General features: G+C 70.3%; 22 protein-coding genes. 17 read left to right on the forward strand and 5 right to left on the reverse strand.

Annotated features, from left to right (window positions below; translation table 11 throughout):
• The first annotated feature begins 69 nt into the window (after positions 1-69).
• The 3 genes from BLW17_RS03025 (at position 70) to gap (ending at position 2,985) form a co-directional block, all read left to right on the forward strand.
• Positions 70-1,110: a flagellar motor switch protein FliG gene (locus tag BLW17_RS03025; protein WP_231572739.1), complete on the forward strand. Its 1,041-nt coding sequence runs from the start codon at positions 70-72 to the stop codon at positions 1,108-1,110.
• 202 nt (positions 1,111-1,312) lie between these two features.
• Positions 1,313-1,456, forward strand: coding sequence for a hypothetical protein (locus BLW17_RS18035; RefSeq protein WP_036707984.1), 144 nt, complete (start codon positions 1,313-1,315; stop codon positions 1,454-1,456).
• A 527-nt stretch (positions 1,457-1,983) separates the two neighbouring features.
• On the forward strand, positions 1,984-2,985 hold the full coding sequence (gene gap, locus BLW17_RS03030) for a type I glyceraldehyde-3-phosphate dehydrogenase (RefSeq protein ID WP_036732187.1): 1,002 nt from the start codon (positions 1,984-1,986) through the stop codon (positions 2,983-2,985).
• Positions 2,986-3,433: 448 nt separating this feature from the next.
• Here gap and BLW17_RS03035 read toward each other — a convergent pair whose 3' ends face one another.
• The gene (locus BLW17_RS03035; protein ID WP_036700470.1) at positions 3,434-3,736 is read right to left on the reverse strand and encodes a hypothetical protein; all 303 of its coding nucleotides are present in this window, start codon (positions 3,734-3,736) and stop codon (positions 3,434-3,436) included.
• A gap of 151 nt (positions 3,737-3,887) precedes the next feature.
• Here BLW17_RS03035 and pyrC point away from each other — a divergent pair, with 151 nt between their 5' ends.
• The 8 genes from pyrC (at position 3,888) to BLW17_RS03075 (ending at position 12,378) form a co-directional block, all read left to right on the forward strand.
• Complete coding sequence (pyrC, locus tag BLW17_RS03040; protein ID WP_036732186.1) at positions 3,888-4,925, forward strand: dihydroorotase; 1,038 nt, start codon at positions 3,888-3,890, stop codon at positions 4,923-4,925.
• On the forward strand, positions 4,925-5,596 hold the full coding sequence (locus tag BLW17_RS03045; protein ID WP_036732185.1) for an orotate phosphoribosyltransferase: 672 nt from the start codon (positions 4,925-4,927) through the stop codon (positions 5,594-5,596). Before pyrC ends, BLW17_RS03045 begins: the two co-directional genes overlap by 1 nt.
• 248 nt (positions 5,597-5,844) lie before the next feature.
• Positions 5,845-7,335, forward strand: a complete 1,491-nt coding sequence (locus BLW17_RS03050; protein ID WP_036700476.1) for a replicative DNA helicase — start codon at positions 5,845-5,847, stop codon at positions 7,333-7,335.
• Entirely contained in the window at positions 7,326-7,682 is a 357-nt protein-coding gene (locus BLW17_RS03055) for a DMT family protein (RefSeq protein ID WP_036732184.1), read from the forward strand. Before BLW17_RS03050 ends, BLW17_RS03055 begins: the two co-directional genes overlap by 10 nt.
• Positions 7,669-8,868, forward strand: a complete 1,200-nt coding sequence (locus tag BLW17_RS03060; protein WP_036732183.1) for a multidrug effflux MFS transporter — start codon at positions 7,669-7,671, stop codon at positions 8,866-8,868. Before BLW17_RS03055 ends, BLW17_RS03060 begins: the two co-directional genes overlap by 14 nt.
• A 118-nt stretch (positions 8,869-8,986) precedes the next feature.
• Positions 8,987-10,384 (forward strand): helix-turn-helix domain-containing protein, encoded by a 1,398-nt coding sequence (locus tag BLW17_RS03065; protein ID WP_036700483.1) that lies wholly within the window; start codon positions 8,987-8,989, stop codon positions 10,382-10,384.
• Positions 10,385-10,604: 220 nt separating this feature from the next.
• On the forward strand, positions 10,605-11,876 hold the full coding sequence (locus BLW17_RS03070; protein WP_081969086.1) for a DUF5930 domain-containing protein: 1,272 nt from the start codon (positions 10,605-10,607) through the stop codon (positions 11,874-11,876).
• On the forward strand, positions 11,866-12,378 hold the full coding sequence (locus BLW17_RS03075) for a bactofilin family protein (protein WP_036700485.1): 513 nt from the start codon (positions 11,866-11,868) through the stop codon (positions 12,376-12,378). The genes BLW17_RS03070 and BLW17_RS03075 overlap by 11 nt, the downstream gene beginning before the upstream one ends.
• 73 nt (positions 12,379-12,451) lie before the next feature.
• Here BLW17_RS03075 and BLW17_RS03080 read toward each other — a convergent pair whose 3' ends face one another.
• The 4 genes from BLW17_RS03080 to BLW17_RS03095 form a co-directional block, all read right to left on the reverse strand.
• Complete coding sequence (locus tag BLW17_RS03080) at positions 12,452-13,462, reverse strand: DUF2189 domain-containing protein (RefSeq protein WP_231572738.1); 1,011 nt, start codon at positions 13,460-13,462, stop codon at positions 12,452-12,454.
• A 99-nt stretch (positions 13,463-13,561) separates the two neighbouring features.
• Positions 13,562-14,059, reverse strand: a complete 498-nt coding sequence (gene coaD / locus BLW17_RS03085; RefSeq protein ID WP_036707993.1) for a pantetheine-phosphate adenylyltransferase — start codon at positions 14,057-14,059, stop codon at positions 13,562-13,564.
• Positions 14,060-14,209: 150 nt separating this feature from the next.
• Positions 14,210-14,650, reverse strand: a complete 441-nt coding sequence (locus BLW17_RS03090) for a CBS domain-containing protein (RefSeq protein WP_036700489.1) — start codon at positions 14,648-14,650, stop codon at positions 14,210-14,212.
• 102 nt (positions 14,651-14,752) lie between these two features.
• Positions 14,753-15,676: a LysR family transcriptional regulator gene (locus BLW17_RS03095; RefSeq protein WP_052176282.1), complete on the reverse strand. Its 924-nt coding sequence runs from the start codon at positions 15,674-15,676 to the stop codon at positions 14,753-14,755.
• 128 nt (positions 15,677-15,804) lie between these two features.
• On the opposite strand from BLW17_RS03095, the gene BLW17_RS03100 reads away from it, so the two are divergent.
• The 6 genes from BLW17_RS03100 to BLW17_RS03125 all read left to right on the forward strand — a co-directional run bounded on the left by BLW17_RS03100 (position 15,805) and on the right by BLW17_RS03125 (position 21,351).
• Positions 15,805-17,304 (forward strand): CoA-acylating methylmalonate-semialdehyde dehydrogenase, encoded by a 1,500-nt coding sequence (locus BLW17_RS03100; protein ID WP_036732182.1) that lies wholly within the window; start codon positions 15,805-15,807, stop codon positions 17,302-17,304.
• Between the two features lie 178 nt (positions 17,305-17,482).
• On the forward strand, positions 17,483-18,628 hold the full coding sequence (locus tag BLW17_RS03105) for an acyl-CoA dehydrogenase family protein (protein ID WP_036732181.1): 1,146 nt from the start codon (positions 17,483-17,485) through the stop codon (positions 18,626-18,628).
• The gene (locus BLW17_RS03110) at positions 18,628-19,632 is read left to right on the forward strand and encodes an enoyl-CoA hydratase/isomerase family protein (RefSeq protein ID WP_036732180.1); all 1,005 of its coding nucleotides are present in this window, start codon (positions 18,628-18,630) and stop codon (positions 19,630-19,632) included. The genes BLW17_RS03105 and BLW17_RS03110 overlap by 1 nt, the downstream gene beginning before the upstream one ends.
• A gap of 2 nt (positions 19,633-19,634) precedes the next feature.
• A complete protein-coding gene (mmsB, locus tag BLW17_RS03115) occupies positions 19,635-20,513 on the forward strand; it encodes a 3-hydroxyisobutyrate dehydrogenase (protein WP_036732178.1) in 879 nt (292 codons plus the stop codon).
• A gap of 102 nt (positions 20,514-20,615) precedes the next feature.
• Positions 20,616-21,038: a hypothetical protein gene (locus BLW17_RS17275; RefSeq protein ID WP_052176279.1), complete on the forward strand. Its 423-nt coding sequence runs from the start codon at positions 20,616-20,618 to the stop codon at positions 21,036-21,038.
• A gap of 118 nt (positions 21,039-21,156) precedes the next feature.
• On the forward strand, positions 21,157-21,351 hold the full coding sequence (locus BLW17_RS03125; RefSeq protein ID WP_036732175.1) for a YgaP family membrane protein: 195 nt from the start codon (positions 21,157-21,159) through the stop codon (positions 21,349-21,351).
• Positions 21,352-21,356 lie beyond the last annotated feature (5 nt).

Genomic DNA, 21,356 nt, shown 5'->3' on the forward strand with positions numbered 1-21,356 from the left:
ACCGGCTGTTAAGCCGGGCCTGCCATGGTCGGCCGAGAGGGAATCGGGCGGCGTGGCATGGGGACTGCAATGTATCTGACGGCGCCGGGGCTGACGCCCCGGCAAAAGGCGGCTGTCGTGGTGCGGATGATGCTGGCCGACGGCGCCGACATGGACCTGTCGCAGCTGCCGCCCGAGTTGCAGGCGCTACTGGCGCAGGAAATGGCCGGCATGGACCTCGTGGACCGGGACACCTGCCACGCGGTGCTGACCGAGTTCTGTGACCGGCTGGAAGAGGTCGGGGTCAGCTTCCCCGGCTCGATCGACGGCACGCTCGACTTTCTCGGCGGGCATCTGTCGGCCGACACCGCCAACCGCCTGCGCCGGTTCGCGGCGCTGAACGGCACCGCCGATCCATGGGAACGGGTGGCCGCCCTGCCCGCCCCGCAGCTCGCCATCCTCGCCCGCACCGAGGCGGTCGAGGTCGCGGCGGTGATGTTCTCGCGACTGCCGGTCGCCCGCGCCTCGGAGGTGTTCGGGCTGCTCGACCCCGCCCACGCGCGCCAGGTCGCCTATGCGATGTCGCTGACCGGCGGGATCGAGGCGCCCGCGCTCCGCCGGATCGGGCTGGCGCTGATGCGCGCGATCGACGCGCTGCCGCAACCGGCGATCGAGACCCAGCCGGTCGAGACGGTGGGGGCGATCCTCAACCTGTCCCCGGCGGTCACCCGCGACACGGTGCTGGCGGGCCTCGACGACGACGACGCCGAGTTCGCCGGCCGGGTCCGCAAGGCGATCTTCACCTGGGCCAACATCCCCCGCCGCATCGACCCCCGCGACATCCCCCGCATCCTGCGCGAGGTCGAGGCGGCGACGGTCACCAAGGCGATGGCCGGGGCCACCGGCGACGACGCGGCGACGGTCGAGTTCCTGCTCGCCGGCCTCAGCTCGCGCCTGGCCGAGTCGATGCGCGAGGAGATCGAGGCCGCCGGCAAGGTCAGCGCCCGCGACGCCGAAGAGGCGATGACCGAGGTCGTCGCCGCGATCCGCCGGATGGAACAGGCGGGCGAGCTGTTCCTGATCGTCGAGACCGAGGAGGAGGGGGTGACGATCCGCACGGCGGATGGGTGACGGAGGGGGAGTGCTTGGAGGGCGTGGGTTTTGCGCCGGAGAACGTTCCGGCGCGTGGTTGGGGCTTTCAGCGACAAGTGCGGGCCAGATCGTCGGAAGCGCCGATGAGCCGCGTCACGTCTGCTCCCGACCGCAGCCGTGACTTGCGGGGTGACGTTGGGAATGGGTAATGAGCCAACCGCAGCCCGCGAGGAACGCCGCCATGACCAACAGCATCGCGATCGTGCTCGCGGCCCTGATCGTGGGGATGTTCGTCCTCGACGCGACGGTGCTGCACCTCGGGCTGCCGGTGATGCTTGGCCGGCTGGTCGCCCAGTTCATCGAATGGGTCAGCTTCTGGCGCTGACGACTGCCGGGATTTAAGCGCGACGTGGGTTTGTGCGCGGCGCGCGCCGCGGCAACCGTCCACGCGATTGGGAACGGCGCGGCGAGCGAGCGGCCCGCGCTACGACTACACTCAACGCGACGCCGCCGGCGTACTTCCTGTTGAAGGCGCGCTGTTAAAGGGCTCGCCGCACGGTGGGTCTCAGGTCGTGCGGGGTCCAGTTTCATGTCCTCCCCCCATCCCGAACCCCCGGGTGATCTGCCCGCATTGGCTCTCGTGCCTCGGCGGTCCAGCTCCACGTCGCCTGTCCTGCCGCCTCGGGTCCGGGTGATCTGCCCGCAATTGCTCTGGCGCCTCAGCGGGTCCAGCCCCACATCCGCCGCACTGCCGCCCCGGGGCGATCTGCCCAATGACGCACCCACCGGACTGCCCGTCCGTCGCCCGCCCCGTCCGGGTGGAGCACACGCAATCGCCGCCTTACCGCGCATTGCATTTTCCCCGCGCTTTCGGCAGGACAGCCGCGGGCATTGCACAGGTAGGAGCGAGTCATGGCTGTGAAGGTAGCGATCAACGGGTTCGGCCGGATCGGGCGCAACGTGCTGCGGGCGATCATCGAATCGGGGCGCACCGACATTGAGGTGGTGGCGATCAACGACCTCGGCCCGGTCGAGACGAACGCCCATCTGCTGCGCTACGACTCGGTGCACGGCCGCTTCCCCGCGACCGTGACCGTCAAGGGCGACACCATCGACGTGGGCCGCGGCCCGATCAAGGTCTCGGCCGAGCGCAACCCCGCCGACCTGCCGTGGTCGGACGTGGACGTGGTGATGGAGTGCACCGGCATCTTCACCAGCAAGGAAAAGAGCCAGGCGCACCTCGAGAACGGCTCGAAACGGGTGCTGATCTCGGCGCCGGGCGACAACGCCGACAAGACCATCGTCTACGGCGTCAACCATGACACGCTGACCTCGGACGACATCGTCGTGTCGAACGCGAGCTGCACCACGAACTGCCTGTCGCCGGTGGCGAAGGTGCTGAACGACACCGTTGGCATCACCCGCGGCTTCATGACCACGATCCACAGCTACACCGGCGACCAGCCGACGCTCGACACGATGCACAAGGATCTCTACCGCGCGCGCGCCGCGGCGCTGTCGATGATCCCGACTTCGACCGGCGCGGCGAAGGCCGTGGGCCTGGTGCTGCCGGAACTCAAGGGCAAGCTCGACGGAGTGGCGATCCGGGTGCCGACGCCTAACGTCTCGGTCGTGGACCTCGTGTTCGAAGCCGCCCGCGACACCTCGGTGGAAGAGATCAACGCGGCGATCAAGGCCGCCGCCGACGGCCCGATGAAGGGCATCCTCGGCTATACCGAGGAAAAGCTGGTCAGCTCGGACTTCAACCACGACCCGCATTCGTCGGTGTTCCACATGGACCAGACCAAGGTGATGGAGGGCCGGATGGTCCGCATCCTGACCTGGTACGACAACGAATGGGGCTTCTCGAACCGGATGAGCGACACCGCCGTGGCGATGGGCAAGCTGATCTGAGGCGGCTGGAACGCTGAAATCGGAGGGGCGGTCCTGACGGGCCGCCCCTTTTCCGTTGGTCCAGCTTTCGGAAACATTGGTGTTGCAGCCTGCGACGGAGTCGGTTGCGAAACGCCTTGTCTTGGTGGCGTGTCCCTCTCGCAATGGATCAGCGTGCAGCACCGGCAGCGTGTGGCAAAAGGCGGCTCCGGGTTTCCCCTCCGACGCAGGGCGCTGCTTAGCCATGACGCAAACGACCCATCGTCCCTCGCTCTAGGACTGAGCCGCGCAACTGCCTTAGCCAAACGCACAACCAAGCCCCGCGGTTGCAGAAGGGGCCCCGTCGCCGCTGCCCAACGAAGCGCCCGGCCAAGACACCCTATCCCGCCGCTCGCCTATTCTTTCTTGCCGAAAATATCCCCGCCGGAGGCAGCCGACCTCACCCCAAGGCACCCACGGCGGGTCCGGCTCAGCGCCGGCTCAGCCGCCGTGCATTGGCGCGGGTCCGGCGGCCATAGGGCTTGAGCGCCGCGGCGAGGATCTCGTCCGCGCGGGCGCCCGTGGCGGCGGATCGCAGCGCGGCGCCCACCGACTCGCGCGCCGCGTCGCCCTTTTCGGCGACCATGCGGAAGTTCTCGCCCCGGCGCTGGGGCATCATCCCGCACAGCCCGGCCATGCGCACGGCCATGACGTACTGGGCCTCGAACCCCATCCGGCAGAAATCCGACCACAGCCTCATCGACATGACCGGATCGACCATCATCGTCTTCATTCAAACATTCCTTTCGGCGAATGCTGCACCGCAGAAAGACACGGTGCACCCTTCCGTTCCCGATTCCAAGACCAACTTTCGGACAGGTGAACCGGCCCGACGACCCCGCGGGCGCTGGATAACGCCGCCGGCTTCGTTATAGACCCGTCCCATGAACACATCGTTGACGATCACCCGCCCGGACGACTGGCACCTGCATCTGCGCGACGGGCCAATGCTGGCTGCGGTTGCGCCGCATTCGGCGCGGCTGGGCCGGGCGATCATCATGCCGAATCTCGTCCCGCCGGTGGTCACCGGTGCCGAGGCCGCGGCCTATCGGCAGCGGATTCTGACCGCCCTGCCGCCCGGCGCGACGTTGCGTCCGCTGATGACGCTCTACCTGACCGAGACGACCGATCCGGCCGACGTCCTCGCCGCCCATGCCGCGGGGCTGATCGCCGCGGTCAAGCTCTACCCCGCCGGGGCGACCACCAACTCGGCCAGCGGGGTGCGGGACTTCGACCGGGTGCGCGGCGTGCTCGAGGCGATGGCCGGGGCGGGCATTCCCCTTTGCGTGCATGGCGAGGTCACCGACCCGGCCGTGGACATCTTCGACCGCGAGGCGGTGTTCCTCGACCGGGTGCTCGAGCCGATCCGCCGCCGCACCCCCGGCCTGCGCGTGGTGATGGAACACATCACCACCCGCGACGGCATCGACTATGTCCGCGCGGGCGGCGAAGACATCGGCGGGACGATCACCACCCATCACTTGGTGATCAACCGCAACCACATCCTCGCCGGCGGCATCCGCCCGCATTACTACTGCCTGCCCGTCGCCAAGCGCGAGGCGCACCGGCTCGCGCTGCTCGAGGCCGCGACCTCGGGCGAGGGGCGGTTCTTCGCCGGCACCGACAGCGCCCCGCACCCCGACCGTGCCAAGGAAAGCGCCTGCGGCTGCGCCGGCTGCTTCACCGCGCCGAATTGGCTGTCGATCCTCGCCGAGGTGTTCGAGGCCGCGGGCGCGCTCGACCGGCTCGAGGCGTTCACCTCGCTTAACGGCCCGGCCTTCTACCGGATGGACCCGAACCCCGACCGCGTGACCCTGACCCGGGGCGAGGCGGTGCGGTTCCCGGCGTCCATCACCGCGGGCGACGAGACGGTGACCGTCTTCGACCCCGGCTTCCCGATCCACTGGCACCTGGACGACTGATGACCCTGCCCTTTCCCCCCGCCGACGAGATCGCCCGGCTGACCGCGCGGATGCTGCTTGAGATCAAGGCGGTGCATTTCAACGCCGCCGAGCCCTACACCTATGCCTCGGGGCTCAAGGGGCCGACCTACATCGACTGCCGCAAGCTGATCTCGTACCCGCGCATCCGCGGGACGCTGATGGATTTCCTCGCCGCCACGGTCTGCCGCAACGCGGGCTTCGAGGCCTTCGACAACGTCGCCGGTGGTGAGACCGCGGGCATCCCCTTCGCCGCCTTCATGGCCGAGCGGCTCGGCCTGCCGATGACCTATGTGCGCAAGAAGCCCAAGGGCTACGGCCGCAACGCGCGGATCGAGGGCGCCATGTCCGAGGGCCAGCGGGTGCTGCTGGTCGAGGACCTGACCACCGACGGCGGCTCGAAGCTGTCGTTCGTCGATGCGATCCGCGAGACGGGGGCGAGCTGCGCCCACACGGCGGTGGTGTTCTACTACGGCATCTTCCCCGAGACGACCGACCGGCTGGGCGCGCATGGGGTCACGCTGCACCACCTCTGCACCTGGTGGGACGTGCTGGCCGAGGCGCGCGCGCAGGGCAGCTTCGACGCCGACACGCTGGCCGAGGTCGAGGCCTTCCTGAGCGACCCGCGGGGCTGGCAGGCCGCGCATCCGTAGGCGCCGGGCAACCCTGCACACGCTGCGCAACGGCATCCCGTCCGCGCGCCCGTCAGGGGCGCGCAGGCACGCCAGACCCGCCTCCGCCGCCCACCGCCGAAAACTTGTCCACAGCTTATCCCCCCAATCGCCCCCGGCTAATTGATCCCGTCCCGCGGGGGGATCGTGGACCGGGCGGTGGTTTCGTGACATAACCGCCCCCACCCCACCGCCTGCATCCCACGCCGACCGTCCCGAGGATTCCCACGATGTCCGAACTGCGCGCGCTCGATCCGCGCCGCCCTGCCGAGACGGCCGACGAGGCCCCGGCGGTGCCGTTTTCCATCGAGGCCGAGCAGCAGCTGCTGGGCACGCTGCTGACCAACAACGACGTGTTCGACCAGGTCACGCGGCTGGTGCGGGGCGAGCATTTCTATGATCCCGTCCACCGGCGCATCTTCGACCTCTGCGCCGAGCGGATCACCCGCAATGCGCTGGCAAGCCCGGTGACGCTCAAGGCGTTCATGGAACATGACGCCGGGCTGAAGGAACTGGGCGGGCCGGCCTATCTCGCCCGCCTCGCCGGCTCGGCGGTGTCCTCCTACGGGGCGCGCGAATATGCCCGGATGATCCGCGAATTCGCGCTCAGGCGCGAGCTGATCGCGCTCGGCCACGACATCTCGGCCCGCGCCGCGACGGTGGCCATCGACGACGACGCCGAAGAGCAGATCAAGACCGCCGAGCAGACGCTCTACAAGCTGGGCGAGCAGGGCGTGGCCGAGCGCGGCTTCCAGTCCTTCCTGCAGGCCGTCACCGGGGCGGTGCAGGCCGCAAACGCCGCCTATCAGCGCGACGGGGGGCTGTCGGGCGTTTCGACCGGGCTCGACGATCTCGACAAGAAGATGGGCGGGCTGAACAAGTCCGACCTCATCATCCTCGCCGGGCGGCCGTCGATGGGGAAGACGTCGCTCGCCACCAACATCGCCTTCAACGTCGCCAAGGCGCACCGGATGGGCGAGTTGCCGGACGGCACCCGCGGCACCGTCGACGGGGGCGTCGTCGGGTTCTTCTCGCTCGAGATGTCGGCCGAGCAGCTGGCTGCGCGGATCCTCTCGGAAGCAGCCGAGGTGCCCAGCGAACAGATCCGCCGCGGCGACATGAGCGAAGAGGAGTTCCGCCGCTTCGTCGATGCCGCCCACGCGCTGCAGAACTGCCCGCTCTACATCGACGACACCCCGGCGCTGCCGATCAACCAGCTCGCCGCGCGGGCCCGCAAGCTCAAGCGGACGCTGGGGCTCGACGTGCTGATCGTGGACTACCTGCAGCTCCTGCGGGCCGCCTCGGCCAAGGACAGCCGGGTGAACGAGGTCTCCGAGATCACCCAGGGCCTCAAGGCCGTCGCGAAGGAACTGAACATCCCGGTCATCGCGCTGTCGCAGCTCTCGCGGCAGGTCGAGAACCGCGAGGACAAGCGCCCGCAGCTGTCGGACCTGCGCGAGTCCGGCTCGATCGAGCAGGACGCCGACATCGTGATGTTCGTGTTCCGCGAGGAATACTACAAGGAACGCGAGAAGCCCGCCGACCACGAGCTGGACAAGATGGCCGCCTGGCAGCAGGTGATGGAGCAGGTGCACGGCAAGGCCGAGGTCATCATCGGCAAGCAGCGCCACGGGCCGATCGGGACGGTCGAGCTGAGCTTCGAGGGGCGGTTCACCCGCTTCGGCAACCTCGCCCGGCACCAGATCCAGCAATGGGGCTGAGCCTGCCCGTCCCCGCCCTGACCATCGGCCTGCTGATCGCCTCGAACGTCTTCATGACGGTGGCGTGGTACGGGCATCTGAAGTTCAAGACCGCGCCCCTCGCGTTGGTGATCGTCGCGAGCTGGGGGATCGCCTTCTTCGAGTATGTGCTGCAGGTGCCCGCCAACCGCATCGGCCACGGGCATTTCTCCGCCGCCCAGCTCAAGACGATCCAGGAGGTCATCAGCCTGACGGTCTTCGCCGGCTTCTCGTGGCTCTACCTGGGCGAGCGGCTGGGCTGGCAGCACGCGGTCGGGTTCGGGCTGATCTGCGCCGGCGCGTGGTTCGTGTTCCATGACTGGGGCTGAGGCCGCGCGGCCCCGCCGCACCCCGCCGCATATCCTGACGCTGGTGCTGCTGTCGGGGCTGGGGGCGCTCAGCATGAACGTGTTCCTGCCCTCGCTGCCGGGCATGGCGCGGGATTTCGGCGTCGATTACGCGGTGATGCAGCTTTCGGTGACCGTCTATCTGGCCGGCTCGGCGCTGGTGCAGATGATCGCCGGGCCGCTGTCGGACCGCTACGGGCGGCGGCCGGTGATGCTGGTGGGGCTGGCCACCTTCCTCGTGGCGACGGCGGGGACGCTGCTGGCGCCCTCGGCCGGCTGGTTTCTGGCCTTCCGCACGTTGCAGGCCGCGGTCGGGACCGGGATGGTGCTGTCGCGCGCCATCGTCCACGACATGGTCGAGGGCGACGCGGCCGCCAGCCGGATCGGCTATGTCACCATGGGGATGTCGGTGATCCCGATGATGGCGCCGATCCTCGGCGGGCTTCTGGACGAGGCCTTCGGCTGGCGCGCCAACTTCGCCATGCTGCTGGCCGCCGGGGCGGCGGCGCTGGCGCTCGCCTGGGTGGACCTGGGCGAGACGGCGCGCGGCGGGCTGTCGATGCGGGCGCAGATGCGGGGCTATCCGCAGCTCGCCCGGTCGGGCGTGTTCTGGGGCTATGCGCTGGCCGCGACCTTCGCCTCGGGCGCCTTCTTCGCCTATCTGGGCGGCGCGCCCTTCGTGGGCGAGACGGTGTTCCACCTGCGCCCGGCCGAGGTCGGCTATTGGTTCGCGGCGCCCTCGATCGGCTATCTGCTGGGCAATTTCATCTCGGGGCGCTTTGCCGCGCGGGTCGGGATCGACCGGATGATCCTGCTCGGCGCCTGGGTCACGGCGCTGGCGCTGGGCGCGGCGCTGGCGGTGACGATGGCCGGCGCGCTGGTGCCGGCGGTGTTCTTCGGCGCCATCGCGCTGATGGGGCTGGGCAACGGCATGGTCCTGCCCAGTGCCACGGCGGGGATGATGGGGGTGCGACCCGAACTCGCCGGAACGGCGAGCGGGCTGGGCGGGGCGATGGCGGTCGCGGGCGGCGCGGGCCTCGCGGCGCTGGCGGGGCGGTTCCTCGTCCCGGGCGCGGGCGCCACGCCGCTTCTGTGCATCATGGCGCTGTCGGCGGCGGCCTCGCTGGGCGCGATCATGGTCGTCCGGCGGCTGCGGCGGCCGGTCTGACGCCGGCCCCGCGCCACGCGCCCTGCGCAGGGCAGCCCTGCGCCACGCGGGATTGCTCGCGCAATTTTGCAAATGCTAACGGCGCACTGCAAAGCGTATGTCAGCGAGGGGTCGATTTATGGCCAGCCACAAGATCTATGCCGGCGCCTCGCTGCGCGAGACCCGCAACCGGCACGGCCTGACCCAGCGCGTCTTCGCCGACCGGCTCGGCGTCTCCCTGCCCTATCTCAGCCAGATGGAGAACAACCACCGGCCCGTCTCGGCCGGGGTGCTGCTGCGGCTCGCCTCCGAGTTCCAGGTCGATGTCGGCGCGCTGGCCGCGGGTGACGCCGACCGGATGGTGGTGGACATGGCCGAGGCGCTGGCCGACCCGCTGTTCGATGCGCCGCCGAACCTGACCGACCTGCGGCTGGCGGCGTCGAACACGCCGGGGCTGGTGCGCGCCTTCCTCGACCTCTACCGCGCCCACCGCGAGGGGCAGGACCGGCTCGCCGCGCTCGACGAGGCGATCGGCGCGACCGGGCCCAGCTCGCTCTCCTCACCGTGGGAGGAGGTGCGCGACTTCTTCCACTACTGCGACAACTATATCGACGCCGTGGACCGCGCGGCCGAGCGCTTCGCCTGCCCCGACGGCACCCGCGCGCCGCCGATGGCCCGTGCGGTCGCGGCGCTGACCCAGCGCGGCTTCTCGATCCACGAGGCCGAGCTGCCGCCCGGATCGGTCTTCCGGCGCGAGGGCGACGTCATCACGCTGAACGCCGCCGCCGAGCCGTCCACGCAGGTCTTTCAGCTTCTCAACCTGATCGCCCGCGAGACAAGGGGCGACCTTCTGGACGCGACGCTCGACCTTGGCCGGTTCCGCAGCCCGGCGGCGCGCGACATCGCCCGGCTGGGGCTGGCCAACTACTTCGCCGGGGCGGCGCTGATGCCCTATCGCCAGTTCCTCGCCAGCGCCCGGGCCGAGCGCCACGACCTCGAGCGGCTCGCCCATCTCTACGGCGCCTCGCTCGAGCAGGTGGCGCACCGGCTCTCGACCCTGCAGCGCTCGGGGGACCGGGGGGTGCCGTTCTTCTTCGTCCGCGTCGATCAGGCCGGGACGATCACCAAGCGCCACTCGGCGACGCTCTTGCAGTTCGCCCGCTTCGGCGGGGCCTGCCCGCTCTGGAACGTCCACCGCGCGTTCGAGACGCCGGGCCAGTTCCTGCGCCAGCTGGCCCAGACCCCGGACGGGGTGCGCTATCTGTGCCTGTCGCGCGACGTGCAGAAGCCGGGCGGCAGCTTCCGTGCCCCGGTGCGGCGCTTCGCCATCTGCCTGGGGTGCGAGATCACCCACGCCCGCGATCTGGTCTATGCCGACGACCTCGACCTGGCCAACCCGGCCGGCTACGAGCGGATCGGGATCAGCTGCCGGATCTGCCCGCGCCCGGACTGCCACCAGCGCTCGGTCCCCCCCATCGACCGCGAGCTGGTGATTCCCGGCGACCGCAGTGGCCCCCTGCCCTACGCGATCCCCTGACGCACCCCGACGGATCACCTGCGCTGCGGCCTGTCGCCGCACAATCCGTCCTGGGCCGGCGCGCGTAATGCGCGAGCGGCGGAAAGGTTCCCGCCCTTGGGCGAGACTCCGCCGATCGCCGGCACGCCGCGCCGTGATGCGTTGCGCGAATGTCACGGCCCCGTTAACTCAACCGCATCTGACGAGGCCAGCCTCGACTTTCCACAGATGGGATGACCTGATGTTGCGCTCCACCCCCTCGATGCCTGCCGCGACCACCGCTGCCGATCCCGCTGCCGCCCGTTCGGGCCGGGGCGTGCGGATCGCCCGCCGGGCCGGGTTCGTGGCGGTTGTCGGCTGGGCTGCGGTCAGCACCTCGATCCTCGCCTTCGACCGCATGGGTCCGGGCGCCCAGGCTACCGCGCAACCCGACATGGCGCTGTTCGAGCGCCAGATGACCGAGCTGTCTGCCGAGCGCGACGCCCGCGCCGCCGAGGCCGCCGCCGCCCAGACCCGCTTCACCGCCGCGCTTTCGCAGGTCTCGCAGATGCAGTCGCAGCTGCTCGCCTCGGAAGAGAAGCGGCGCGAGCTGGAAAGCGGCATCGGCGCGATGCAGGCCTCGCTGCACGACGCCCGGGCCGACACGCAGGAGGCGCTGCGCCAGCTCGCCGACGCGACCTCGGCCGCCGACGCCGCTGCCCCGCGGGCCGAGCGCGCCGACGAGATGAAGGTCGCCCTCGACATCCTGTCGGGCGAGCTCGAGACCGCGGCCAGCGACCGCGCCGCCGCCACCAAGCGCGCCGACGAGGCGACCCGCACCGCCCAGGCCCTGACCGTCGAGCGCGACGAGATCATGCGCCGTAACGAGGAAATCTTCGCCCAGCTCGAGGAAGCGGTTGAGCTGTCGGTCAAGCCGCTGGACGACATGTTCGCCAAGGTCGGCGTGAACACCGACAAGCTGCTGGAAACCGTGCGCCAGGGCTATGAGGGCACCGGCGGCCCGCTGACCCCGATGGGCTATTCGTCGCGCGGTAACGCCGCGATCTCGGAATCCGAGGCGCGGGCGAACGAGGTGGTGATCTCGCTCGGCAAGGTGAACAACTACCGCATCGCCGTCAGCAAGCTGCCGCTGGCCATGCCGGTCAAGTCGGCGTTCCGCTTCACCTCGCCCTTCGGCAAGCGCTGGGGCCGCGCGCATGAGGGCATCGACCTCGCCGGCCCGGTCGGCACCCCGATCTATGCGACCGGCGACGGCGTGGTGATCTTTGCCGGCTGGCAGCGCGGTTATGGCAACGTGATCAAGATCAAGCACGCCATCGGGACCGAGACCCGCTATGGCCATCTGTCGAAAATCCGCGTCAAGGCCGGGCAACAGGTCTCGCGCAACAGCCTGATCGGTGATATGGGCAACACCGGCCGCTCGACCGGTCCGCATCTGCACTACGAGGTGCGTGTGGACGGGAAGGCCGTGAACCCCATGAGCTTCATCAAGGCCGCACAGAATGTTTTCTAAGACCCGAGTCACCGAACCCGGACCGCGCACCCACTCTCCCGATCCTGAACCGACACGGGCCCCGATCATGGACAGCTACGACCACGCGCCCCAGCAGGGGATGCGGACCCGCACCGGACCGTCGGTCCTGTCGTCCGACCTGACGGTCAAGGGCAACATCACCACCCAGGGCGATGTGCAGATCGAGGGTACGGTGGACGGCGACATCCGCGCCCACCAGCTGACGGTCGGCGAAAGCGCCACCATCCACGGCGAGATCGTCGCCGAAGAGGTGATCGTGAACGGCCGCGTCGTTGGCCGTGTCCGCGGCCTCAAGGTGCGCCTGTCGGCCACCGCGCGGGTCGAGGGCGACATCGTCCACAAGACCATCGCCATCGAATCGGGCGCCCATTTCGAGGGCTCGGTCCAGCGTCAGGAAGACCCGCTGGGCAACGGCATCACGCCGAAGCTCGCGCCCCCCGCGGCCGCGATGAGCCGCGACGAGGACGACCTCGACGGCTGAGGCGAGGCCCGGCCGACATGAACAGGCGCGCCCCCGGGGCGCGCCTTTTTTCTTGCGCTGTCGCTGGCAGCTTTCAGTCGTCGGGAAACAGCCGGCGGTACATGTGCCAGCTCGCATGGCCCAGCACCGGCAGCGCCACGAACAGCCCGAGGAACAGCGGCGCGATCCCCAAGAACAGGATCACCGCGATCACCACCGCCCAGGCGAGCATCACGCCCGGATTGCCGAGCACCGCCTGGAAGCTGGCGATGATCGCCGAGATGAAGTCCACCTCGCGGTCGAGGATCAGCGGCAGGCCGGCGGCGGTCATCGCAAAGAGAACCGCGGCGAAGCCCGCGCCCACGACGGTCCCGACCCCCAGCATGACGAGCCCGCGGCCCTGGAACAGGATCTCGGGCGAGGTGGTGATGTTGGTCAGCGCCTGCAGCCCCATGAACAGCGCGAAGGTCGTGTGGGCCACGAACACCCAGAACATGAACATCAGCAGGATGACCATCGCCATCGACGGCACCTGCCGGTCCTTCTGCGCGAACACCACCCCCAGCACGCTGCGCCAGTCGAGCGGCAGCCCGGCCTCGATCCGCCGGCTGACCTCGTAAAGCCCGACGGCTGCGAAGGGCGCGATCAGCGGGAAGCCCACGACGAAGGGGATCAGCCACCACTCCTGCCCCGCGGCGGCGGCGACGGCGGCGAGCATCAGCCCGCCCGCGACATAGAAGGCCGAAAAGAACAGCCCGAACCCCGGCGCGCGCAGGAAATCGGTCCAGCCGGCGCGCAGCGACTCGCCGATCGCGGACATGTCGATGATGGCCGGGGCGGGGATGGTGTCGGGCTGGCCGCGGTCGTCGCCGAGGACCGGCGCCACCGTGCCGTCCGGCGCGACGCGCCCCGAGGGCGAGCGGACCTCGCCCCCCCAGGCCGCCGCCGGGGTGGCCGTGCGGCGGCTCGCGGCGCCCAGCGGCTCGACGAGGCCGCGGTCGGGCGCCGGGTCGGGGGCCGGGTTGGGCATCGGCGGCCGGGTCGGGTCCGGGATCGGTCCCCCCGGCCGGGGTGGCGTGTCGGCTGGCGTGGCGCTTTGGGTCATCCGGTCTCTCCTCCCGTGGTCCCCCTCGGCCGCAAGGCTAGGGCAGCGGGACGGGCCGGATCAAGCGGGGCGGATCAAGCGGGGTGGACCGAAGGCTCCTCAGCCTGCGGCAAATCGCGCCCTGAGCGCGCTGTTGACCGGCGGGGTGACGAACTTGCTCACGTCGCCGCCGAGGCGGGCGATTTCCTTGACCAGCTTCGAGGCGATGGCCTGCCGCCGCGCGTCGGCCATCAGGAACACCGTCTCGACGCTCGAATCGAGGGCGCGGTTCATGCCGACCATCTGGAACTCGTATTCGAAGTCCGCGACCGCGCGCAGGCCGCGGACGATGACGCTGGCGCCGACGTCGCGCGCGCAGTCGATCAGCAGGTTGTCGAAGGGATGGACGACGATCTCGACCCCGCTGCGGCGGGCGATGTCGGTGCACTCGGCCTCGACCATCTCGACCCGCTCTTCCAGCGAGAACAGCGGCCCCTTGTCGCGGTTGATCGCCACGCCGATCACCAGCCGGTCCACCAGCGGCGCGGCGCGCTGGATGATGTCGATGTGGCCCAGCGTGACCGGGTCGAAGGTTCCGGGGTAAAGACCGATCCGCATCTGTTGATCCTTCGGGCGCAGGGGCTGTTGCGGCCCCCCAGGGGGCCGATCAGGGGTTCGTCAGACGCAAGCGGAAATCCGGCGCGGATGCAAGCGCCGCGCCGCGGCATCGCCGCGCGACGCGCCGCCCCGCGCGGCCCTGGCGCCGGGTCAGTTCCCCATGATCATCCCGGTCAGCGCCTCTTTCTCGGCCGCGAGCTCCTTCAGCCGGGCCGAGACGGCGTCTCCGATCGAGACGACGCCGAGCATGTGCCCCGCCTCGTCCACCACCGGCAGGTGGCGGAACCGGCCGTCGGTCATCCGCTGCAGCACCGTCAGCGCATCCTCGCCGCAGACGCAGGTGCTGACCTTGCTGGTCATCAGGTCCGCGACCTTGCGCTGCAGCACGTCGGCGCCCGACCGGCCCAGCTCGCGCACGATGTCACGCTCGGACAGGATCCCCGCCGGGCGCTGGCCGTCCTCGGAGACGACCACCGCGCCGATCCGCTTTTCCGACAACAGCCGGGCGGCGTCGGCCACGCTCATGTCCGGGCGCACCGTGACGATGCTCTCCGGCCCCGTCTTCATGGCGAGAATCTGCTTGACGATCATCGGCGTCCCCCTGGCATCGGCATCCCCCCGGCAGCGGCATTCCCGGCCCGCGCGGCCGCTCACCACCCCGTGACCTCAGCGTTGCCGCGCCGCGCCCGAGCGTCAAGCCCCCCGTGAGTCGGGGCGCGCCGCCTCGGTGGCCGCGACCAGCGCCTCGAGCCGCGCGACCTCACGCCGCAGCGCGTGGGTGACTGCCTCGGCCAGCCGGTTCAGCCGGTCCGAGCGGCGGTCGTCGGCCGGGCGCAGCAGCCAGAAGGCGCGGGTCAGGGCGATGTCGCGGGCCAGCACGCGGCGCACGCCCGGCGCGAAGGGGATGGCGAAGTCGTGCACGATCCCCAGCCCCGCCCCGGCCCGGATCGCCTGCATCTGCACGCTGACCGAGTTCGAGCTGAGCGTGGCGTGCGCCGACCCCGTCTCGGCCAGATAGTCGAGTTCGCGGTCGAAGATCATGTCCTGGATATAGCCGATCATCCGGTGCCCGCGCAGGTCAGCGCGGCTGGCGATGGGGGGATGGGCGGCCAGGTAATCCGCGTGGCCGGCAAGGTGCAGCTGATAGTCGGTGATCTTCTGGATCGCCGCGCGGCCGCGGTCGGGGGGGCTGACCGCGATCGCCATGTCGGCCTCGCGCCGGCTCAGGTTGAACACCCGCGGCAGGGCGACGATCTGGATCTCGAGCCCCGGATGGTCGGCGCAGAGCCGCGCCGCGATCTGCGGCAGCAGGTAGTTGGCGCACCCGTCCGGCGCCCCGATCCTGAGCTGCCCGGCAAGCTGCCCCTGTCCCGGCGATTCGGCGGCCGCGGCGGCAGCGGCCTCGGCCGCCTCGGCGTGGGCCACGAGCACCGCGCCCTCGGCGGTGACCGCGTAGCCCTGCGGCGTCTTGGCGAAGAGCACCCGGCCCAGCGCCGTTTCCAGCCGCGCCACCCGCCGCCCCACGGTCGAGGCGTCCATCCCCAGCCGCCGCCCCGCCGCCGAGAGCGACTCGGCCCGCGCCACGGCGAGAAACACCCGCAGGTCATCCCAATCCATCGTCTCCCCCCCGCCCGCCCTTTGCGATTTCGCAAAACGGTTTGACCTCATCGTCGCTTTACGCGGGCATTACCGCAAGACTATCCTCGCCCCCAACCACGGACAGCATCGGCAACGGAGGAAGGCTCATGCGCGCGATTCACCACTGGCTCGACGGCAAGGAAACCGCAGGGACGTCCGGCCGCACCGCCGATGTCTACAACCCCGCCACCGGCGAGGTGCAGGGCAAGGTGGACCTCTCCTCGAAGGCCGAGATGGACGCGGCCATCGCCGCCGCCGCCAAGGCGCAGGTCGCCTGGGGCGCCACCAACCCGCAGCGCCGCGCGCGGGTGATGATGAAGATGGTCGACCTGCTGAACCGCGACATGGACAAGATGGCCGAGGTGCTGTCGTCCGAGCACGGCAAGACCTTCCCCGACGCCAAGGGCGACATCCAGCGCGGGCTCGAGGTGATCGAATACGCCATCGGCGCGCCGCAGCTTCTGAAGGGTGAGTTCATCGACGGCGCCGGCCCCGGCATCGACATGTATTCCATGCGCCAGCCGCTGGGCGTGGTGGCGGCGATCACGCCGTTCAACTTCCCCGCCATGATCCCGCTGTGGAAGCTCGGGCCCGCGCTCGCCTCGGGCAACGCGGTGATCCTCAAGCCGTCCGAGCGCGACCCGTCGGTGCCGAACATGATCGCCGCGCTGTTCAAGGAGGCCGGGCTGCCCGACGGCGTGCTGCAGGTCGTGCACGGCGACAAGGAGGCGGTGGACGCGATCCTCGACAGCGAGGTGATCCAGGCGGTGGGCTTCGTCGGCTCGACCCCGATCGCGCAGTACATCTATGAGCGCGCGGCCGCGACCGGCAAGCGCGCCCAGTGCTTCGGCGGCGCCAAGAACCACATGATCATCATGCCCGACGCCGATCTGGACCAGGCCGCCGACGCGCTGGTCGGCGCAGGCTACGGCGCCGCGGGCGAGCGCTGCATGGCGATCTCGGTCGCCGTGCCGGTCGGGAAGGAGACCGCCGACAAGCTGATCGAGAAGCTGGTGCCGCGGGTCGAGAAGCTGAAGGTCGGCCCCTACACCGCCGGCGACGACGTGGACTATGGCCCGGTCGTCACCGCGGCCGCCAAGAAGAACATCGAGCGGCTGGTGCAGTCGGGCGTGGACCAGGGCGCCGACCTCGTGGTGGACGGGCGCAACTTCAGCCTGCAGGGCTACGAGAACGGGTTCTTCGTCGGCCCGTCGCTCTTCGACAACGTCACCCCCGACATGGAGATCTACAAGACCGAGATCTTCGGCCCCGTGCTCTCGACCGTCCGCGCCGAGAGCTACGAGGAGGCGCTGAAGCTGGCCATGGACCACGAATACGGCAACGGCACCGCGATCTTCACCCGCGACGGAGACACCGCCCGCGACTTCGCCAGCCGCTGCAACATCGGCATGGTCGGGATCAACGTGCCGATCCCGGTGCCGCTGGCATATTTCACCTTCGGCGGCTGGAAGAAGTCGGGCTTCGGCGACCTGAACCAGCACGGGCCCGACGCCTTCCGCTTCTACACCCGCACCAAGACGGTCACGAGCCGCTGGCCCTCGGGGATCAAGGAAGGGGCGGCCTTCAACTTCAAGGCGATGGACTGACGCTCGACCGGGTCCGGGGGCTTCGTGCCCCCGGACTTGTGCGTGGATATATCCGCGCGTCAGACGGGTGACAGGGGCCGCTGGCCGGACTGCGGCCATCCTGCGGCCCGACTGCAATAGTTGTGAAACACTGCGCCGTTAGCCCGACGCAACCGGCGGCCAGACGAAGGGGGAACGGATGGATTTCGCATTGTCCGAAGAGCAGCAGGCGATCTTCGACATGGCGCGGGACTTCGGCCAGGCCGAGATCGCGCCCCATGCCCGCGAATGGGAACGCCAGGGCACCATCCCCAAGGACCTCTGGCCCAAGGTGGCGGCGCTCGGGTTCGGCGGGCTCTACGTCTCGGAAGAGTATGGCGGCTCGGGGCTGACCCGACTCGACGCGACGCTGGTGTTCGAGGCGCTGGCGATGGCCTGCCCGGCGGTCGGCTCGTTCCTGTCGATCCACAACATGTGCGGCGGCATGATCGACAAGTTCGGCAAGCCCGAGGACAAGGCGAAGTGGCTGCCCGACCTCTGCAGCATGGAGAAGATCTTCTCCTACTGCCTGACCGAGCCGGGGTCCGGGTCGGACGCGGCGGCGCTGCGGACGCGGGCCGAGCGGACGAACGACGGCTACAAGCTGAACGGCACCAAGGCGTTCATCTCGGGCGGCAGCTATTCGGACGTCTACGTGACCATGGTGCGGACCGGCGAGGACGGGCCCAAGGGCATCTCGACCGTGGTGGTCGAGGATGGCACGCCCGGGCTCTCGTTCGGGGCGCTCGAGCACAAGATGGGCTGGCTCGCGCAGCCGACCAGCCAGGTGCAGTTCGACGACTGCGTGATCCCGGCCGAGAACCTGCTGGGCGAGGAAGGGCGCGGCTTCGCCTATGCGATGGCCGGGCTCGACGGCGGGCGGCTGAACATCGCGGCGGGGGCGCTCGGGGGCGCGCAGGCGGCGCTGGACCAGACGATCCGCTACATGGGCGAGCGCAAGGCCTTCGGAAAGACCATCGACCAGTTCCAGGCGCTGCAGTTCCGCCTGGCCGAGATGGAGGTCGCGCTGCAATCGGCCCGCACCTTCCTGCGCCAGGCGGCGTGGAAGTTGGACAACAAGGCCCCCGACGCCACCAAGTTCTGCGCCATGGCCAAGCTCTACGTCACCGACCGCGCGTTCGAGGTCGCCAACCAGTGCCTGCAACTCCACGGCGGCTACGGCTATCTCGCCGACTACGGGATCGAGAAGATCGTCCGCGACCTGCGAGTGCACCAGATCCTCGAGGGCACCAACGAGATCATGCGCCTGATCGTGGGCCGCGCGATGCTGGCCGAGAGGGGCTGATGGACGACCTCAAGATCCGCAAGGACCGCGCCGCGGGGCGCATCACCCTGACCCGGCCGCAGGCGCTGAACGCGCTGAGCCACGAGATGGCGAACGCGGTGCGCGCCGCGCTCGACGCGTGGCGCGACGACGACGCGGTGAAGCTGGTGATCCTCGACGCCGAGGGGGACAAGGCGTTCTGCGCCGGGGGCGACATTGCCGCGATCTATCACGCCGCGAAGGCGGGGGATCACACGGTGGGCCAGCGCTTCTTCGCCGACGAATACCAGATGAACGCCGCGATCCGCGACTATCCCAAGCCGATCGTCGCCTTCATGCAGGGCTTCGTGATGGGCGGCGGCGTGGGGCTGGGCGGGCACGCCAGCCACCGGGTCGTGGGCGACACGACGCAGGTGGCGATGCCCGAGGCGGGGATCGGGATGATCCCCGACGTCGGCGGGACGTGGCTTCTGGCCCGCGCGCCGGGGCGGGTCGGCGAATACCTCGGGCTGACCGGGGCGCGGATGGGCGCGGCCGACGCGATCCACGCGGGCTTTGCCGACCTCTACCTGCCCGAGGCGGAGTGGGACGCCGCCAAGGACCGTCTGGCCGAGACCGGCGACGCCGCAACGCTGGCCGGGCAGCCCCTGCCCGCCCCCTCGGCGCTGGCCGAGCGCGACCTCGCGGCGTTCCGCGGCCGCAGCGTGGCCGAGATCGCCGCGGCGCTCGAGCAAGCGGGGGACGAGGCCTCGCTCAAGACCATCCGGCGCAATTCGCCGCTGTCGATGGCGGCGACGCTGGCGATGGTCAAGGCGGCGCGGGGCGACCAGCGGATGCAGGATTCGCTCAGCCGCGAATACCGCTTCACCAATCGCGCCACCGCCGAGGGCGATTTCATCGAGGGCGTGCGCGCCCAGATCATCGACAAGGACCGCAACCCCGCCTGGGGGGCGGCCGCGGACGCGGCCAAGGTGGACGCGATGCTGGCAAACCTCGGCGAGGCCGAACTGACGTGGGAGGACTGAGGATGCGGATCGGTTTCATCGGACTGGGCAACATGGGCGGGCCGATGGCGAAGAACCTCGCCGCCGCGGGCCACGCGGTGCAGGGCTTCGACCTTGCCGCGCCGATGCCCGAGGGCGTGACCGCCGCTGCCACCGCGGCCGAGGCCGCGGCCGGCGCCGAGGTGGTCATCACCATGCTGCCGAACGGCCAGATCCTGCGCGCCGTCGCAGCCGAGGTGATCCCGGCGATGGCCCCCGGCGCGGTCCTCTGCGACTGCTCGACCGTGGACGTGGACAGCGCCCGCGCGGTCGCCGATCAGGCGGCGGCGGCGGGCAAGGGTGCGCTCGACGCGCCGGTCTCGGGCGGGATTGGCGGGGCGGCGGCGGGCACGCTGACCTTCATGGTCGGCGGCACGCCCGCGGCGTTCGAGACGGTGCGCCCGCTCTTCGACATCATGGGGCAGAAGGCCGTGCATTGCGGCGAGTCAGGCGCGGGTCAGGCCGCCAAGATCTGCAACAACATGATCCTCGGCGTGACGATGATCGCCACCTGCGAGGCGTTCGCGCTGGCCGACAAGCTGGGGCTCGACCGGCAGAAGATGTTCGACGTGGTGTCCACCTCGTCGGGCTATTCCTGGTCGATGAACGCCTATTGCCCGGCGCCGGGCGTGGGACCGGCCTCGCCGGCCGACAATGGCTACAAGCCGGGCTTCGCGGCCGAGCTGATGCTCAAGGACCTGCGGCTGAGCCAGCAGGCCGCCGACAGCGCCGACGCGGACACGCCGATGGGGGCGCTGGCGACCTCGCTCTACGGTCAGTTCGTCGAGGCCGAGGACGGCCGCGGCCGGGACTTCTCGGCCATGCTGCCGCGGTTGGCGGCCCGCGGGCGGGGCGCGGCCTGAGCCGCGCGGCGGCCCGTGAAACCGGCCAAGGGCGGGCTGGCGGGAAACCGCGGCACGCCGGCGGGCGTTTTCTCCCGACACGCAACAGGATCAGGTGAACCCATGCGCCTTTTCTCGACTCTCGCCGCGGGCTGCGTCGCGCTTGCCCTGCCGCTGGCGGCGCTGGCCGACAAGCCCGCCCACGCCGGTCAGGGCAACGGCAAGGGCCACGTCACGCGCGCCGACAAGGCCGAGCGCGCCGCCCCCAACCGGGCCCAGCCCGCCCGCGGCATCACCGCCCGCGCCTGCCCGCCGGGGCTGGCGAAGAAGGACCCGGCCTGCCTGCCCCCCGGTCAGGCCCGCAAGGTCGGCGACATCATCGACCTGCGTCGGGTGCACGTCGTCACGCGCCCCGGCCTCTACGGCGTGCGCGACGCCCCGTCCGGGCAGCGCTATGCGATCGTCAACGGCCGCCTGATGCGCGTCGACAGCGAGACCGGCCGCATCCTGTCGATCCTGCGGGTGGTCGAGGCGATCCTCGACTGATCCGCCGCGACCCCGGCCCCACCTGCGACGATCTGTGCGCCGCAGATGGGCCAGGGGCCGATGACAGACCGGCCGCCTCCTGTTATATTCCACTCACAGAATATGAAAGGAGGCCCGCATGGCCAACATCGGCACCACCGAGCGCATCGTCCGCATCATCGTCGGGGTGGTCCTCATCGCGCTCTACTTCGTCTATCCCGCGGCGCCGATGCGCTGGCTGTTCCTGCTCGGGATCATCCCGCTGGCGACCGGCCTGCTCGGCTGGTGCGGGCTCTACACGCTTCTGGGCATCAACACCTGCCGCCGCAGCTGAGGCGG

It is taken from the genome of Paracoccus sanguinis, from assembly GCF_900106665.1.
Lineage (GTDB): Bacteria > Pseudomonadota > Alphaproteobacteria > Rhodobacterales > Rhodobacteraceae > Paracoccus > Paracoccus panacisoli.

Excerpts from the sequence above, each read along its gene's own strand:
- BLW17_RS03025 (WP_231572739.1), top strand. The coding sequence starts at position 70 with ATGTATCTGACGGCGCCGGGGCTGACGCCCCGGCAAAAGGCGGCTGTC.
- BLW17_RS18035 (WP_036707984.1), top strand. The coding sequence starts at position 1,313 with ATGACCAACAGCATCGCGATCGTGCTCGCGGCCCTGATCGTGGGGATG.
- gap (WP_036732187.1), top strand. The coding sequence starts at position 1,984 with ATGGCTGTGAAGGTAGCGATCAACGGGTTCGGCCGGATCGGGCGCAAC.
- BLW17_RS03035 (WP_036700470.1), bottom strand. The coding sequence starts at position 3,736 with ATGAAGACGATGATGGTCGATCCGGTCATGTCGATGAGGCTGTGGTCG.
- pyrC (WP_036732186.1), top strand. The coding sequence starts at position 3,888 with ATGAACACATCGTTGACGATCACCCGCCCGGACGACTGGCACCTGCAT.
- BLW17_RS03045 (WP_036732185.1), top strand. The coding sequence starts at position 4,925 with ATGACCCTGCCCTTTCCCCCCGCCGACGAGATCGCCCGGCTGACCGCG.
- BLW17_RS03050 (WP_036700476.1), top strand. The coding sequence starts at position 5,845 with ATGTCCGAACTGCGCGCGCTCGATCCGCGCCGCCCTGCCGAGACGGCC.
- BLW17_RS03055 (WP_036732184.1), top strand. The coding sequence starts at position 7,326 with ATGGGGCTGAGCCTGCCCGTCCCCGCCCTGACCATCGGCCTGCTGATC.
- BLW17_RS03060 (WP_036732183.1), top strand. The coding sequence starts at position 7,669 with ATGACTGGGGCTGAGGCCGCGCGGCCCCGCCGCACCCCGCCGCATATC.
- BLW17_RS03065 (WP_036700483.1), top strand. The coding sequence starts at position 8,987 with ATGGCCAGCCACAAGATCTATGCCGGCGCCTCGCTGCGCGAGACCCGC.
- BLW17_RS03070 (WP_081969086.1), top strand. The coding sequence starts at position 10,605 with ATGTTGCGCTCCACCCCCTCGATGCCTGCCGCGACCACCGCTGCCGAT.
- BLW17_RS03075 (WP_036700485.1), top strand. The coding sequence starts at position 11,866 with ATGTTTTCTAAGACCCGAGTCACCGAACCCGGACCGCGCACCCACTCT.
- BLW17_RS03080 (WP_231572738.1), bottom strand. The coding sequence starts at position 13,462 with ATGACCCAAAGCGCCACGCCAGCCGACACGCCACCCCGGCCGGGGGGA.
- coaD (WP_036707993.1), bottom strand. The coding sequence starts at position 14,059 with ATGCGGATCGGTCTTTACCCCGGAACCTTCGACCCGGTCACGCTGGGC.
- BLW17_RS03090 (WP_036700489.1), bottom strand. The coding sequence starts at position 14,650 with ATGATCGTCAAGCAGATTCTCGCCATGAAGACGGGGCCGGAGAGCATC.
- BLW17_RS03095 (WP_052176282.1), bottom strand. The coding sequence starts at position 15,676 with ATGGATTGGGATGACCTGCGGGTGTTTCTCGCCGTGGCGCGGGCCGAG.
- BLW17_RS03100 (WP_036732182.1), top strand. The coding sequence starts at position 15,805 with ATGCGCGCGATTCACCACTGGCTCGACGGCAAGGAAACCGCAGGGACG.
- BLW17_RS03105 (WP_036732181.1), top strand. The coding sequence starts at position 17,483 with ATGGATTTCGCATTGTCCGAAGAGCAGCAGGCGATCTTCGACATGGCG.
- BLW17_RS03110 (WP_036732180.1), top strand. The coding sequence starts at position 18,628 with ATGGACGACCTCAAGATCCGCAAGGACCGCGCCGCGGGGCGCATCACC.
- mmsB (WP_036732178.1), top strand. The coding sequence starts at position 19,635 with ATGCGGATCGGTTTCATCGGACTGGGCAACATGGGCGGGCCGATGGCG.
- BLW17_RS17275 (WP_052176279.1), top strand. The coding sequence starts at position 20,616 with ATGCGCCTTTTCTCGACTCTCGCCGCGGGCTGCGTCGCGCTTGCCCTG.
- BLW17_RS03125 (WP_036732175.1), top strand. The coding sequence starts at position 21,157 with ATGGCCAACATCGGCACCACCGAGCGCATCGTCCGCATCATCGTCGGG.